Annotated in this window: 14 protein-coding genes; 8 read left to right on the top strand and 6 right to left on the bottom strand. The window is 44.3% G+C overall.

The window, feature by feature from the left end; all coding sequences use genetic code 11:
* Positions 1–287: 287 nt before the first annotated feature.
* From ACJJIB_RS14700 to ACJJIB_RS14685, 4 genes are all read left to right on the top strand, one after another.
* Positions 288–2,939, top strand: a complete 2,652-nt coding sequence (locus tag ACJJIB_RS14700; protein ID WP_444886641.1) for a CBM96 family carbohydrate-binding protein — start codon at positions 288–290, stop codon at positions 2,937–2,939.
* A 914-nt stretch (positions 2,940–3,853) separates the two neighbouring features.
* Positions 3,854–4,156 carry a DUF1330 domain-containing protein gene (locus ACJJIB_RS14695; RefSeq protein ID WP_444886640.1) on the top strand — a complete coding sequence of 101 codons (303 nt, stop codon included), beginning with the start codon at positions 3,854–3,856 and terminating at the stop codon, positions 4,154–4,156.
* Positions 4,157–4,808: 652 nt separating this feature from the next.
* Positions 4,809–5,399, top strand: a complete 591-nt coding sequence (locus tag ACJJIB_RS14690) for a hypothetical protein (protein ID WP_444886639.1) — start codon at positions 4,809–4,811, stop codon at positions 5,397–5,399.
* Positions 5,400–5,610: 211 nt separating this feature from the next.
* Positions 5,611–6,195 carry a hypothetical protein gene (locus ACJJIB_RS14685; protein WP_444886638.1) on the top strand — a complete coding sequence of 195 codons (585 nt, stop codon included), beginning with the start codon at positions 5,611–5,613 and terminating at the stop codon, positions 6,193–6,195.
* 507 nt (positions 6,196–6,702) lie between these two features.
* Here the strand turns inward: ACJJIB_RS14685 and ACJJIB_RS14680 are convergent.
* From ACJJIB_RS14680 to ACJJIB_RS14660, 5 genes are all read right to left on the bottom strand, one after another.
* Positions 6,703–7,869, bottom strand: a complete 1,167-nt coding sequence (locus ACJJIB_RS14680; RefSeq protein WP_444886637.1) for a patatin-like phospholipase family protein — start codon at positions 7,867–7,869, stop codon at positions 6,703–6,705.
* 126 nt (positions 7,870–7,995) lie between these two features.
* On the bottom strand, positions 7,996–8,868 hold the full coding sequence (locus tag ACJJIB_RS14675; protein WP_444886636.1) for an AraC family transcriptional regulator: 873 nt from the start codon (positions 8,866–8,868) through the stop codon (positions 7,996–7,998).
* Positions 8,869–9,024: 156 nt separating this feature from the next.
* On the bottom strand, positions 9,025–9,567 hold the full coding sequence (locus tag ACJJIB_RS14670; protein WP_252082265.1) for a hypothetical protein: 543 nt from the start codon (positions 9,565–9,567) through the stop codon (positions 9,025–9,027).
* Positions 9,567–9,842 (bottom strand): hypothetical protein, encoded by a 276-nt coding sequence (locus ACJJIB_RS14665; protein ID WP_252082264.1) that lies wholly within the window; start codon positions 9,840–9,842, stop codon positions 9,567–9,569. Before ACJJIB_RS14665 ends, ACJJIB_RS14670 begins: the two co-directional genes overlap by 1 nt.
* Before the next feature lie 272 nt (positions 9,843–10,114).
* Entirely contained in the window at positions 10,115–10,648 is a 534-nt protein-coding gene (locus ACJJIB_RS14660; protein WP_444886635.1) for a mechanosensitive ion channel family protein, read from the bottom strand.
* 393 nt (positions 10,649–11,041) lie between these two features.
* Between ACJJIB_RS14660 and ACJJIB_RS14655 the strand changes: the two genes are divergently transcribed.
* A complete protein-coding gene (locus ACJJIB_RS14655) occupies positions 11,042–11,431 on the top strand; it encodes a LexA family protein (RefSeq protein ID WP_252082261.1) in 390 nt (129 codons plus the stop codon).
* Positions 11,432–12,685 carry a Y-family DNA polymerase gene (locus tag ACJJIB_RS14650; RefSeq protein WP_444886634.1) on the top strand — a complete coding sequence of 418 codons (1,254 nt, stop codon included), beginning with the start codon at positions 11,432–11,434 and terminating at the stop codon, positions 12,683–12,685.
* A 464-nt stretch (positions 12,686–13,149) separates the two neighbouring features.
* Here ACJJIB_RS14650 and ACJJIB_RS14645 read toward each other — a convergent pair whose 3' ends face one another.
* Entirely contained in the window at positions 13,150–13,581 is a 432-nt protein-coding gene (locus ACJJIB_RS14645) for a winged helix-turn-helix transcriptional regulator (RefSeq protein ID WP_444886633.1), read from the bottom strand.
* Positions 13,582–13,774: 193 nt separating this feature from the next.
* Here ACJJIB_RS14645 and ACJJIB_RS14640 point away from each other — a divergent pair, with 193 nt between their 5' ends.
* Both ACJJIB_RS14640 and ACJJIB_RS14635 read left to right on the top strand, forming a co-directional pair.
* Positions 13,775–14,239 carry a hypothetical protein gene (locus ACJJIB_RS14640; protein WP_444886632.1) on the top strand — a complete coding sequence of 155 codons (465 nt, stop codon included), beginning with the start codon at positions 13,775–13,777 and terminating at the stop codon, positions 14,237–14,239.
* A 10-nt stretch (positions 14,240–14,249) separates the two neighbouring features.
* Positions 14,250–14,630, top strand: a complete 381-nt coding sequence (locus ACJJIB_RS14635; RefSeq protein ID WP_444886631.1) for a tautomerase family protein — start codon at positions 14,250–14,252, stop codon at positions 14,628–14,630.
* The last annotated feature ends 3 nt before the right edge of the window (positions 14,631–14,633 follow it).

The following is a 14,633-nucleotide window of genomic DNA, read 5'->3' as shown; positions in this document are numbered from 1 at the left end:
TATTATAATAATAGCCGCACTAATCAGGCTAAAAAGTGTTGTGGCAGTATACCGATGACACCCCTTAGAAAGGATAAAAAGACCAGAAAGGAAAATATTCGTAAGCTAAACTTGACCTGATAGAGTACCTTCTGAAAAACTGGTAATTGTCAGGTCAAGTCTGAACTACTACGGCTTAGCCTAGTGCCATGTCTGATCAGACATCATTTATTAATTGAAAATCAGCGAAGGTCTGCTTCTCTTGTTATTGTCTCAACTATCACAATTTTTCGAGGAAACATTTTAAAGTGAAAAAAAATTGTATCACATTCAGATTCGCTAAAATTTTCTTGTGTCAATTGCTGGCATCTGCTTTTTTGTTTTGTCAAGTATCTCACGGCAGAGATTACACTGAGATAAATGTAAAAAATGGTACAGGAGTTCTGTTTCCAGTCTTTGATACTTATATACGCGGCGGAAACTATGCTAGCGACACCTACTACTCGGAACCTGTTCTGATGGCAAAGTGGGCATCATCTGATGAATTTCAAAGAGAAATATATTTAAAATTTAAATTTTCAGAGACTAATTATCCAGTAGAAAAAGCCGAACTGAAGATATATGTTTCTAGTGCAGGAGTCGGGACTGAAAAGTATATTGAACTCTACAAAAGTAACTTCGACAAGCTTGATGGAAATTCAAGCTGGGATAATCTAGGCAGAGAAGCCTCCTATTTTCGTAATAGATTACATGTAGATAAAGCAAAGAAGTGGTACTCCTTTGATGTGACCGAAGAAATAAATTGGCAAATTGAAAATACCAAAACAAACGAGGTCGTTCTTAGGCTTAAGCTAAATGAAATTAGTGGATCTACTGCGAACCATTGGGTGCATATAGCTTCACTGGAAGCTGGAACGAGTGAATTTAAACCTAAACTTAATATCAAGCTAGGTGATAATAATGTAATTCATGAATTAGTTACCCGCGATCAATCCAGTCTGAAGTTTAAAGAGGATTTAATTATACAGGACTTTTCATATGCCGGATATAAGCGGGGTTTAAATATTCCCACAAGAGTCGTGAAAGATCTAGACTCCGATGTTCTTAATGTAAATGATTATCGTGGCATTGGCGATGAGCAGGACGATACAATAGCCATTCAAAAAGCGATTGATCATGCAATTATTCTAGCACGTGCTACGGGTCAACAGCATTATGTCTATCTTCCCGCCAAGAGTAACAGTGAACCATATCAAGTGAGTCTTAAAGAGGCTCAAAAGTATTTTAAAAATGCGAGACATTTTTGGAATGAAAATGTAGTGACTAAAGACCCAGCCTGGATAAGTCACTATGAAAACTCCGGAGTAATATCTTTAAATCAAGTGATTTGGATATGGGGTGATGACATTGTATTAAAAGGAGATGGGGTAAATAAAACTAAGATTTTGGGCACTCAATCAGCTATTGGTAACCTAGAAGAAGACTACTCCATGAGAAGGAGAAGTATAATTGGTGTAAAGCCAAAAAATGGAAATCAATACTGGGCAAGCCTTAATCAACAGTTAGGTGAAGAAAGGATAATAGTCGATACTAGACCGATTCCACTAGCAAAAAGTGTTTTTGGAGTTAAAAACACAATCGAACTAGAAGGAACTTACAATCCAGATGATGGTTCCCTGAATTATAATGGAAACTCCTTGAAAAGGGGTGACTTTATCGTTGTTAGATCTTTTGCAACACGGGATTTCATAAACTCACATGCAGCTGCCTCTTGGTGGAGATTTTGGGGGGCAGATGAAAATGGAGACTACACACAATATCGGGCAAAAATAGAGTTGACACCACAAAGGTCATACGAATATCACTATTGGGTTCAAGGTGTCGGCTTTTTAAGGCGTATAGAAAATATACAGGGAAACTCCGTAACACTAGACAGTCCTATCCGCTATTCATTAGCTGTAAGTTCTGGTGCGATTGCATATAAAGCTAAGGCCCATGTTAAAAATATTGGAATTGAGGACCTATCAATTAGTAATATGCCATTACAAGACGATCAGGGGGTCAGTTATGTTTATCAAAAAAGTGAAGGATTTAAAAATGATGATTACAATACTAAGGGTAATCCAGCTTATTATGTTCACAATTCAAGCTTGATTAATTTAAATTATTTAATTGATGGATGGGTAAAATCAGTCAGTACATTTGACCCCGTGCTCGACGGAGAATCATTTAATTATCTTTCTAATGGGATAGTTATTAATAGTTCTAAAAACATAACTATTAAAGATGTGAAAATAAATAATTCTCAATATCTAGGAGAGGGTGGAAATGGCTATGCTTTCACTTTAATGAATGCTAATGATTGCTTGCTGAGTAATGTAGAGGCTAAAAATTATCGACATGGTTTTAGCATCTCAAAAAGTTTTAGTTCAGGCAATGTTATATATAACAGTAAATTCGGAGCAGTTGCTAGCGGAAGTTATTATAGGGATGGCTCTGAGATGCATGATTTCCAGTTGGGCAATGATTTTCATATGTGGTTTAGCCAGTCCAATTTGGTGGACTCTGTAAGTTTAACAAATGATTTTCTAATTTCGATAGCACGTTCTGCATCTGGAGGACCTGGCCGCGAAGCTGGAAGAACTTCTGTGCAATCAATCTTTTGGAATATTGAAGGCAAACAGTATAGGCAGGATACTTTTTGGTTTAATAAGGCGAGTAAAGATCCTTATCAAATGCGTTGGCAAAATTCACCTTGGATCGTGCTTTCAGATTCTTTAAATGGTTTGGGCGCGATTGTAGGAACAAGGGGAGAAGGAAACGTTGGCCGGTATAATAGTGAGAAATATTTCGGGAGTCACGAAGTTAAAGACCTTATTCTCATGGAGAATAGGGCAGATGAATTAGCGATAGATTCTTTATACCAATTTCAGCTTGAACGAAGACGTCACAATAATTAAAAAGCCTAGATTCAACTTGCAACTTCAATAAATCCAAGGAGCCTCTGGTAACTTTGCCTTTGGCTCTGAAGAATTTTCCATACAGTAAGAAAAGACTATATTTCAATTAAACGTTAAGGTTTTACTTGCTTTTGATCGGGCTGAGTATCGCCCGGTCTGTGGTGGAATTTTTAGTAATCATTGAAACAATTCCCTATGTATTGTGTTTTGGTCTTCGGGCTTGGAGGACTACCATTCTCTAAGTTCACGAATTTATATTAATTTATTTGTTTTCAATCTTGGCCGATAAGCTAGAATAAATATCGGCTGGGATTGTCTCTAATGAGAAAACTCTAGTTAGGATCCATCAATGGCCATTTGTACCGAACTTGACACACAACACTGATGAAAATCCGATTTCGAAATTTTAATCGTGGAGAGGAGCAGTATCCCTGGATTAAAAATATATCCGGTGAGCTGATACGGAAGCCGAGATATTTAGTAGCTTGGGAGTTTTTGCAGTTCTTACTTGCCGTACTAGGGAGCGCTATGGTGTATTTTTATGCGGCCTCGTGGGAGCATTGGGTGCTCATTGGCATACCTGCTAGTTATTTAGCGGCCGCTTTATTACTGGCTTTTGATAATCCTTTGTATAGAGCTGTATCACTTCTCTCTGTGCTGGTTAGTATAGTGTTTTTACTATATCTGGGGTCTCAGGAAGGGAATACCACCCTCTTATTAATTCCGGGGGGCTTTCTGGCTTGTTGGTGTAGTAGTATGTATTTGGGACGCAATGCGAAATCCTATTATGCTTGGTGTAAAGCGAAACGTTTATAATTTTGGTCTGGGGGAGAGGCTGGTTATCAATTAGCCAAGTTCCTAGGCAGAAATGTATCACCCAGAGAGTAATCGAAGGTTGGATTTGGAGTTCTGAAATGTATGAGATGCTAGTAGGTTTGGATGTCAGTAATGATGATGTCTACCAAGTATATCGTGACGCTATGAGGCCTATATTGGAGTCTTATGGTGGTTCGTTTGGCTATGATTTTAGGGTGTCAGAGGTGTTGAAATCTGAGAGTAATTTTAAAATAAATCGTGTGTTTACAATCAGGTTTCCATCTGAGCAGATAATGGATGACTTTTTCTCCAGCCCTAAATATACGGCTGTAAAGAAAAAGTATTTTGAGTTGTCGGTTCTTAGTACAACGATTATAGCTGGCTATGAAAAGCATACTTAGTGGAGTGCGAAGTATGGAATGCCTTATTGATTCCTGCCAGGATTCAGATTTTTGGCTCCCCAGCCTTTCTGGGCTTCTTTTACATTTTCAGTTTATATTTCCTGCATGTCAGCCGATAAATTTTGGAGGGTTGGCTTGGCCCATTTGATGATCCAGTATCAATAGTGATGCGGAGCTATATTTGTTAGCAATTTTCCACTTGGTAATCTTGTACTATTTGTGTTGCATAGACAAATGGTACTTGAGGATTTTGGTTTGTGCTTCTGAGATTTACCTGATCATAAATTTTATCAAAATCCACATGGCAGGCTTTAGGGAGAGAAGGGGTTCAATAGAAAAAAGTGTGAGCCTCTTCTAGTTGCCTAATAAAAATCATTAAGGATGTTGACATTCAAAGGTAAGCAAGTAATCTCGAGAAAGTCACATTTGTCAATTCTAGCATGTTGTGGCTATACCTGGCTCTTCACAAAAGTTACTGGCGTGGTGATTGGTCAGGGTAATGTTATTTGGTACTTGTGTTCAGGTTCTTGTGGCAGAACCCATATGAAAGGAATGGGCTCTTGCGGGGCGGGAAACTATTGGCCTTGGCATGTAATACATAAGGTGGTCGCACTGTCTGGAATTTTTCCCTTATAGATTTAAAGGAATATATATGTATATCGAAAGTGATTTCAAAAAAGAGATCGAGGGGCTTTTGGATCCGGCGGATCGTACCGCGCAACATATTGAAGCTTGCTGGCAGGTATACAATAATGCTGCCACCACTAAGGATGGAAAGATCGTCGCTGGTAGTATTGAAGATTTGCATGAGGCGTTAAAGGTTTTTGGGCCAACCAATTCAAGAGATAACGGCTCGGTGTTGAGAACAAAAACCTGGTCAATTATTTTGAACGACTCATGGATATTGGGAGCCGTGCACGCCAAAGCTGAGGTGGAGCTGGTTTCCCGGCCGACTTCCTCGACTATTGCTAATAAAGACTTTAAGAGTGGTGACCCTCTGGATCGTATTTTTAGGGTGACCGGTAGAGAGCTAATCGGACTGAAAAGTTTCGGTTATTCTGTGGTTCAGGGTCCCCTGATCTACAAGAGCCACACTGCTAAGGTTATTAATATAATGAGCTGTATAGATCATCGCTTGGCTGAAAGTGCCACCTTCAGCAAGTACAAAGAGACGATTATACGTCAGGCGGGGGTTATGGCTTATAAAGGTATTACAGCCATTAATAGCTTTCTGGATGCTTAGAGCGTTTTTAGGGAGGCTGATGTTTAATTATTAGCTTCCCGGCTTTATATTTTCTACCGTTCCGCTGTTAAAAATAGAGTTTTATTCTTTCTCTTATATCTGCACTAATAGCGCTGTAAAAATTGCTTTCCTTGCGGCCAGTTTGTTGGGTTGGGCAGGTAGTCTTGATTGCCGATTATATTTTTTATTGCTTCTTGATGAGGTTTAGCTTGTGAGTTTTGTTTTTCGTGAGGGGGCCAGTGGCAAAGAAAAAGTTTATACCCTGGTATCCATGACGATAGTGCTTTTATTGATGGGTTCTGCCAGCGTTGGTAGATACCAGTTCTATGAGAATCCAGGCTATGGTGGTGTAATTGTTGGGCTTTTGGCTGCGATTTGGGTTCTACCTGCTCTCCTGGATAAGCACCCCTCAAACAAGATAATCCGCTCGAATATTGTTATTCGGGGTATTTACTGGGTTCTGTGGTATTTAATTTCTTATGGGCTGACTTGGGGAACGGTGTATTATGCTATCCCCGCATACTATACAAATACGTTTGGCGAAGAGGCTAGCTTTGAGCAGGTTGTTACCCGTAAAGGGGTGAGGACAGGTCGCTTGGGGCATACTTGCTATAGTATTGATTATGGTCAGCCTTACTCTACATGTGTAAATCAACGTTTTTTTGACTCGGTTGAGGCGGGAGATACTATAAGGCTTAATGTGTTAGAAAGTCACTCTGGTTACTTTGTGCGCTCTGTCCAAAAGTTGAACTCTAAAAATGCTTCAGGAGAACTGATTGGAATATTGCAATTTTAAAGTGGTTTATTGCCTGGGTGTGCAGGGGCAGTGTAAGGCATCAGGGGTTTGAGAATGTTGGTTCTTTAATTTCTCTATTTAATCCCTCTTATCTCTATATCTTGAGATCTGCCCCAGAATCAATCATTAATACCAGCGGTTGCGCCTATGGAGTCGCTTTAGGTAGTCCCGCTCGCGATAATAGAGATCATCGTCATAGCAAATAAAATCACAGAATCTCTTGTCGCTAACACAGTCGGCTGGAATCTCCCGGTTATTTTTAAGGCACCGATAGTAAACATGCTTGCAGGTTCGCAGGCATCTTTTGCGGGCCTCCTGCTCATTGAGACTCCTCGCCAAGGAGAGTGAGGAGGCTCCTAAAAACACTAGGAGCATGCATATTACCAGCGTCAATTTTCCAGTTGCCATACTGATTGTCGCATCTGTGAATGTCTCACCGGGAAACAGTAATGTTGACCGTGATGAAAAGCAAACTATACCTGTGTGGAAGGTGTTTTAGAGTAATAATTACCCATTCTGCTTGAGGTTACTGATTACCTGATCAATCTCTACTTGGTTTTCACTGATCAGTCTATCGGCGAGAATTTTTAGTTTATCGATTGATTTGTAGTCAAATGGATCGACATATGGGTCGATAATTTCCACGTTTAAATAGTTATAACTGATTCTTCCTTTAGGACTTAGAGAGCTTGCAATCTCCAGAGTATATAGTTGTTGGTCATCCATGGACCTTTGCACACCGGATATAAGATCTTGAAGCCAGTTAATTTTCCCCCAACTTTTTAGGTTCCTGTAATTGGTCTCCATTGTGGCCAATGGTGATGTGCCGGATCCGAGAATCAACACATAGTAGTTTTTCCCCGGAAATTCTTTAATGATATCGCGTAATATAATACTGGTGGGGTTGTTTGCGTATATAGCGGCATCAGCGTAATAGCGGTGACGAATATCCCGCCCAGTAGTTATAAAATCGACAGGAGGGTATAGGGTCTCTGCGCTAGCTGCGGCGGTGACCAGTTGATACAGTGTGTCCGTTGGCAGTTTGTTAACCGTTTCGCCACGGTTTTTGAACAGATGTAACTGGCCTGTATGTATATTGAAAGAAGGTATAATGATGTAATTTTTTAGATCAGTGAAATTTATTTCATCGGTATAGTGTTTCTCGATGGTGTTGCGTAGGCGCTCTCCGCTAAAGCGAGGCGAGAAAAAACCATTCCCGCTCATTAATTTGTGATACCAGGGTGATGAAAATAGGTATCTGCTTTCATTTTTATAAATATCGATTACTTTCTCAGTTTTAGTTCTTGAGTCTATTTTTTCTGGGATACCTTCTTGATTTGGTATCTGGGTGACATTGAGCCCTGTGGCAATGATGGCGCCAGTTGATACTCCGCTAAAAACATCAAAGAGTTCATCAATAGGCTTGCCAGTCTGTTGTTCTATAAATTGGATAACATAGAGTGGTATTAACCCACGTATACCCCCTCCGTCTATAATCAGAATTTTAATAGTATCTTTGTCTTTGAGAGAGTCATTGCTATTAATAAACTCGTCTGTAACCGGGTAAGCGTTAAATTTAATGCTCTGGGTCAGACGATAATTGTAGATATACAATAGCCCCACAAAAGCAATGATAACAACGACCAGAATGGTCGATATGTGGCTGATTTTCATGGGGCGACCTGTGCTCTTTAATCCATATCATAGAGAGTGCAGTTGGTAGGATTAGTTTTATTATTTTGAGTGATTTATGGGGCGCTTCTTAGCTGCATATTTATTGTATTTTCTCAACCCTTACTGTTAGATATTTTCTTCTATGGGAAGAAATATATCTGTAATGATTTTACTCTCAGGTACTTCGGGAAAAAAATTTATCCGCTCAAAAAAGATCGGGAAATCACGAATTCCAAAATCTGAATGATCCAACCAATGAAAGTATAGGTACTGAACAGCCGCTCCAATGGTATCGTCACTGCCTAAGTGCCTTATGACTGCGCATTTCCCTGCCGGAATTACTTTGTTGACTATATTCCTTTCACTGGCACCAATGGGGTATTGCACGGTACAGCAGACATCAAATCTGTATTGGTCAGGGGGCGTGGTTACTGGGTCATCATAAACCAGGTTGAAAGTTCTGCTATTACGTGGTGAAAGCCCTTGAGCCTTCCGCCATTGGATAAACTGTTTGATAGTAGCGCCCAGGTGGTGGGCTGGGCCTCTATGTTCCATGGCGGCGAGTTGAGTCTCGGGGAATTCAACAATGGTTACTTCGTATTTCGCTGTATTTCTCATAAAGTGACTCCTAAGTGCTGTAACTGGTTCATAGTGCTTATGCCAAACTTCCCAGTCTGGAGCGCGGCGAAATTCTGAGGGGCTCTTGCCAAAGAGTTTCTTAAAGGCTCGTGCAAAGGCCTCGTGGCTGTCGTAGCCACTCTCCAGGGCGATATCCACCACCTTTTTGTCTCTATAGGTGAGTTGATAGGCTGCCCTTTTTAATCTCAATCGCCTGATTAGGGCTATTACCGGCATTCCAAAAAAGGCGGAGCATTGCCGGTGAAAATGATATTTAGACAAGTTGGTGTATTGGCAGAGTTTGTCGATATCGAGTTCGGAGTCGAGGTTTTCCTCAATATAGTGCAGTACCTGCACAAACCTATCCCTATACTCTGCCATAGCTGTCACCTCTTCTTATGAAAGTATTCTAGGACTTGTGTGTGTCTGGAACTTGACCAAAATTGCTGGATATCGTCTCAGGAGGGACTGTTGGGTTTGAGTGCGGGGAGTGGACGCGATGGAGGGGGCATAGGCCCCCAAATTTGCTACTAGGGGCTAACAGGGTGTAGAAGACCCTTTGAAGGTGTTCACCATGACTTTTGCCTCTTTGAGGCGTAATAGGTAGTCTTTTAGAGATTTAACTCCCGCCTTAACGCCAAGGGAAATCAGTTTCATCATGAGGGAAAATGCAAGTTCTGATTTCAGGTGGGGAGTAAATGCCAGGAAGGCTTTGAAAATGGAGCAGTGGATTCTTTTGAGCAGGTCTTGAATATCTTTGTTGCCGGTGGATATCTTCTCGGCTTTTTTCTCAAAGGCTTTGAGTTCATCCAGGTACTCGATAAACAGGCGGTAGTTAAAGACAACGGTTCTGTGTTCTTTGTAGCCGGCTATGATGCTGCTCAGCGCATCATTGATCTTCCTGAGGGCAATATAATCTGTTCTGGAGAGATTCTCATAGGAATTAGAGAGATACGAGATCGTATCTCTCCGCAGCTGACAAAACTCGAACAGGTGTTGGTCGTGCTTTCTTATCTCATGAAGCCGGTATAACTGAATTGCAATGAAGAGAAGAGCGATCGCGAGCAATATGGAGAGCACTACTCAAACTCCTTTTCATTAACTGGCTTTTTTGGGGCCACTTTTCTGGTGGGCGGAGAATAGGAAAAGGCATTATCCATCAGCTTGAGGAACCTATCCCGATACTCCTTATTATCTGCCGCTAGTCGATCAATTTCAACTTGACGATCTTTCAATCGCCCACTGTACATCCAGAACAATAAATAGTGTGCAAAGATGAAAAAAATGACAAACAAGCCATTTTTCAGGCCCATTTCCTGTACGAAGTGGAGTATATCTTTGAGGGTATCGGTCATGCAGTCCCTTAAAGCCAATTTCATTGAATCTTGCGCATTTTTAACTATTGAGACGGTTGAAGCAAATTACTTCGCTGGAGATGGGAAGTGGTAAGAACTTTTTTGTGCCTTTTGTAGAGATTTTGTGGGCCTGTTTTTTGTTATTTAGGTGTAGCCAGCCAGATGGCATGGTTTTCTGTATGGGAGAGAAGGGCGCGTTGGTACAAAAGTTCCAGAGAGGACTTGTCGCTTTCAGGTTTCCCGCCCTGAATTGAGGGCGGGAAGGTAGAGAGTTATTGCGCTTCAGTCTGGCCGGCTTCCGGCAGCTTTGCAGGTGCTTCAGTCGGCTGCTTGCTGGGGTTTTTGATTACGCCTTTTTGCAGAATTAAAGTGTTTGGGTAAGTAATTAATTCTTCGCCGCGCCTGATGAGAACATGGAATAGTGTGATCTCCTCAATAGTGCCGGAGATATCATCGTCTTTATCTATCACCCGAATCTGGTCGCCAACCCGGTAGGGAAAGCCAAAGAAAATAATCAGGCTGGCGGTAATATTACTCAGTATCGACCACTGAGCAAAAAGTGCTACGCCAATTACTGCGAACACGGAGGAGAGAAAAATGGAAACCTGGGTGTATTCAAACCCCAGGGCACTGATCAGCAGCACCAGATGGAATACCAAGACGGCAATACTGATAGTCTTGGAGATATATTTGAGGCGATAGGGCTTCACCGCCCTGGCCTGCCCGAACCGGTTGATAGCGGAGGAGCTAAGCCTCATGCAGATAAAATAGGAGGCCACGATCAGTGCCGCTATAGCCAAATTCATTTTTTGTCTCGTCTCCGTACTGTGTTCACTCGGGTGGGGGCTGTTGCCTTTTTAGGGCAGGCCTTGTCATCGATCATTACCCGCCTGTTGCGCGGATCATAATCCCAGGCAGCTATGCTGCCAAGCGGCCACTTGGAGGGAGATTGTGGTCCATTGCCTGGTTTTACCCAAGAGTGCACTGGGTTCACAACATATTCGAATAGCTCGTAGAAGGTATTTACACCTTGCGGGTCCCTGCTACAGGGTACCCGTTTTAGTGTGTGCTGTGCTTTTGTAGCCTTGCTATGGGCCTGTAACGAGCACGGCTGGCGGCTCGCTGGTCAGCCATCGTTCTTGCCGGAATTGGCGAACTCCCCCTAAACTGTATGTATATACAGTATCGAGTGAAATCCTATGAAACTAGCGACTCTCTACAGTCACGGTGTGGCCGCGGGCTTTCCATCCCCGGCGGATGACCACAAAGAGAAAAGCCTCAGCCTCGATCAGCATTTGATCACTCATCCGGCGGCCACGTTTATGGCTCGTGCCAATGGCGATTCCATGCAGGGCTTGGGGATCTTTGACCGCGACCTTTTGGTTGTTGACCGCTCACTAACGCCAGTACACGGCGATGTGGTGGTTGTGGCTTTGGATGGTCAACTTACCTGCAAAGTACTGGATCGCCACCATGGGCGGTTGTTGTCGGCCAACGATCGTTACCCGCCGATACCGGTTTGGGAAGGACAGGAACTGATTGTTGAAGGGGTGGTTAAAGCCTCTATTCGTTATCACCGTCCTCTCTGAATGCTGGCACTGGTGGATTGCAACAGCTGCTATGCCAGCTGTGAACAGATATTCCGGCCCGACTTAAGGGGGAGGCCGGTGGTGGTGCTCTCTAATAATGATGGTTTTGTGGTGGCGCGCTCAAAAGAGGCTAAGGCGCTGGGGATTGGCGATTTGCAGCCCTTCTTTAAGATTGAACATCTGTTGCGGCGGCACAATGTGGCCATCTTCTCCAGCAACTATCCACTGTACGGCGATATTTCCCACCGGGTTATGGAGACCCTGAAGGGCTTTAGCCCAGAGGTGGAGGTGTACAGTATCGATGAGATGTTTCTGAATCTGTACGGTTTACAGGAGGAGTGGTTGGATTACGGCCAGCGGATTCGCACAACCCTATGGCGCGATGTGCGTATGCCGGTGAGTGTGGGGATTGCTCCGAGTAAGACCCTGGCCAAGCTCGCCAATCGGGCAGCGAAAAAAATTGCCAAGTGCAACGGGGTTTGTGCCCTGGATACTCCACAGAAATGGCAATGGCTGCAGAAACGCATGGCGGTCGATAAAGTCTGGGGAGTCGGCAGGCGTCTTGCCAAGCGATTGGGGCGCTTGGGTATAGAGACCGCCTATGACCTGGCCCAGGCCAATCCTAAAATCTTGCGCCGACACACCAATATCAATATTGAACGAACCATTGAGGAATTAAATGGGGTGTCATGCCTGAATCTGGAGGAGCAGCCGCCGGCAAAAAAACAGATTTATTGCACGCGCTCTTTTGGCGAGAAATTGAGCGAACTACAGCCCATTCTGCAGGCAGTTAGTCTCTATGCCAGCCGGGCGGCAGAAAAGCTGCGCGGCCAGGAGTGCCTGGTGGCTTCGATACATGTCTTTCTGCACACCTCGCCCCACGAGCCTCACTATTACAGTCGCAGTACGCTGGTACAGTGCCCCTATGCCACCGATGACACCCGCTTGATTGCGAGCCTGGCCAAGGGGGCCATAACCGAGCTTTACCGCCCTGGTCATCGTTTTATGAAAGCCGGTGTGGGCCTGGTGGAGCTGGTGCCCAGCTCCCTGGGGCAGGGGGATATGTTTACCGCCGGCCAGCCGGCCCGTGCCGCGGAGATGATGCAGGCCCTCGATAGAGTCAACCAACGCTTTGGCCGTGGCACTCTTTTTCTAGGGGCTGAGGGGGTGCATAAGCACTGGAAGATGCGCCAAGCCTATCGCTCACCCGCCTACACCACACGCTGGGAGGCACTGCCATTAGTACATGTTTAAGAAGGTGTATTTTTAATAAGGGGCTCGCTGGCCCTGCTTCGGAATATCGAGATTTAGCGCTCCGCAGCTGCCGCAGTTTTTGAAGAGAATTGGAATATTGTCCAGCTGAGCATTGCAAAAGAAACAGTGGCCGCTCTTTAAGGTCTTGTGGCCTGCGAATTGCTTCACCGCCATCATGGGTAGGCCAATGGTAGGTTTTAAAGTTTTGATTAGCTTTGCGCTTATTCTGCTATCGGGAAAAGCGCGGAGGATTTCCTGTATTGAAATAAGCGCTGAATCCTCGATATTCCAGAGTTGGCCGCAATGATCACAATACAGTTGCATCGGGTGGTTAGGATTAGTTACCGATCGATAAAAACCAGTCTAGCTACAAGCAGAGAGTAAGGGGAGGGAGCGAGGGAGGGTAACGAGATAAGTAAATGTGGAGAGAGCAGGCCCCTCGGTGGGCCTTAACCCGCTGCCCTTTAGTATTTCAAATCCAGATCCAGCAAGGATACCGGCTTACCATCTTTACTCACCAAATCTATCTGAACAGGCTCTCCGGTTCTTTTATCAATCACACGGGACCAGCGCACATTGGCTTTCTCAGACCAGTGTGCGCTCCAGTCAATCAGAGAGACCAAAACGGGAACGAGCGCGAGACATTTTGGGGTAGGGCTGTACAGCATACGCCGTGCTCCGGGCTTAATGGGCGCCTTAACCAGAATGCCGGCTTCTTCCAGGTTGGAGAGTCTTTGTGTGAGGATATTTCGGGATATCTGCAAGCTGTCCTGAAGTGAGTCGAACCGATTAACGCCTCTCAGTACATCGCGGACAACAAGCAGGCTCCAGCGGTCGCCGATTACAGAAAGTGCCTCTTCGATCCCACATTGAACAGCGGGTTTACTCTCGCTCATAGCAGTCCCAGGGTTGCTCAAGGCGCCATGGTCTCACAAGCCAGTTCCAAAACAAAACTTCCTGGAAGCCGCTTCGGGCCGTCATATTGCCATAGGTTATTGAGAGATCGGCCGATAGTCTGTCAATTTTAGTTGTATTTTGGAACTTAATGGCATTAAATTAGTTCCAAAATAAAACTTATTTGGAGATGAAATGCATTTTAAACCTATCGTGTTATGCGCTCTGGTCGAGGGCTCGCAAGCAAGTTTCAACAAGGCTGCGTTGGAACAGGTGATACGGCGGGCTTACCGGGGTCACCTGGACCAGCCCGTCACTCCCAGAGTGGTGTGGATGGAGGTTCCGCCAGATCAGGCCTTTATGAAGGGAGAGAAATCTTCGGTGGCTACTCTGATGGCTCCCGTGCCTGATGGGACATCAAACAAACTGCGGCACCTGTTTTTATACGAACTGCTGGAGCAGTGGTGTGTCACCACTGGGATCAATAAAAACGAGGTCGTTATTACTGCACCTGACCTGTCTCTCAGCAGGAAATTTCTAAGTGCAAATCGCAAGCGTATGCCGCCGCTGCGGCAAATTGCCTACATAGCCAAAACACTGGTGCGTTTAGTGAGATCCAAAAGCACCACGGGGCACTTCAACACTCATATCAATTTATAAGAGGCCGCAAATGCCGCTTTACACGATTTCCACCCAGCGCCCACTATCCGGCTCCGAGCAGCAAGCTCTTGTCTCCGGGGTCACTGAAGCTCACTGCACAATAACTGGCGCGCCCGCGCAATTTGTACAGGTTGTATTTAGTCGAGGCATTCATTTGCGTTCAAAGAGTAGTCTTCATATTCTGGGTTCCATTCGCTCAGGCCGTAGCGATAAAATCAAGTCAGCTCTAGCTAATAGCTTTATAAAAATGGCCTCTCAGCTTTTGGGTTGTTCATCAGCTCGTTGTGAGGTGGATCTTATTGATGTTCCCGCCAGTTGGGTGATTGAGGGCGGGGCAGTTATGCCGGAGCCCGGAGACGAGCAGGAGTGGCTCGCACAGCAATCCAGCTAGGTT

The sequence above is a fragment of the Microbulbifer mixtoriginis (SeqCode) genome, assembly GCF_052467705.1.
Note: the sequence above shows the minus strand (reverse complement) of the source record. Positions and strands in the feature narration are given on the sequence as shown.

What these genes read in the sequence shown, in the direction of transcription:
- ACJJIB_RS14695 (WP_444886640.1), top strand. Translation starts at nt 3,854, where the DNA reads ATGTATGAGATGCTAGTAGGTTTGGATGTCAGTAATGATGATGTCTAC.
- ACJJIB_RS14690 (WP_444886639.1), top strand. Translation starts at nt 4,809, where the DNA reads ATGTATATCGAAAGTGATTTCAAAAAAGAGATCGAGGGGCTTTTGGAT.
- ACJJIB_RS14680 (WP_444886637.1), bottom strand. Translation starts at nt 7,869, where the DNA reads ATGAAAATCAGCCACATATCGACCATTCTGGTCGTTGTTATCATTGCT.
- ACJJIB_RS14675 (WP_444886636.1), bottom strand. Translation starts at nt 8,868, where the DNA reads ATGGCAGAGTATAGGGATAGGTTTGTGCAGGTACTGCACTATATTGAG.
- ACJJIB_RS14665 (WP_252082264.1), bottom strand. Translation starts at nt 9,842, where the DNA reads ATGACCGATACCCTCAAAGATATACTCCACTTCGTACAGGAAATGGGC.
- ACJJIB_RS14660 (WP_444886635.1), bottom strand. Translation starts at nt 10,648, where the DNA reads ATGAATTTGGCTATAGCGGCACTGATCGTGGCCTCCTATTTTATCTGC.
- ACJJIB_RS14655 (WP_252082261.1), top strand. Translation starts at nt 11,042, where the DNA reads ATGAAACTAGCGACTCTCTACAGTCACGGTGTGGCCGCGGGCTTTCCA.
- ACJJIB_RS14650 (WP_444886634.1), top strand. Translation starts at nt 11,432, where the DNA reads ATGCTGGCACTGGTGGATTGCAACAGCTGCTATGCCAGCTGTGAACAG.
- ACJJIB_RS14645 (WP_444886633.1), bottom strand. Translation starts at nt 13,581, where the DNA reads ATGAGCGAGAGTAAACCCGCTGTTCAATGTGGGATCGAAGAGGCACTT.
- ACJJIB_RS14640 (WP_444886632.1), top strand. Translation starts at nt 13,775, where the DNA reads ATGCATTTTAAACCTATCGTGTTATGCGCTCTGGTCGAGGGCTCGCAA.
- ACJJIB_RS14635 (WP_444886631.1), top strand. Translation starts at nt 14,250, where the DNA reads ATGCCGCTTTACACGATTTCCACCCAGCGCCCACTATCCGGCTCCGAG.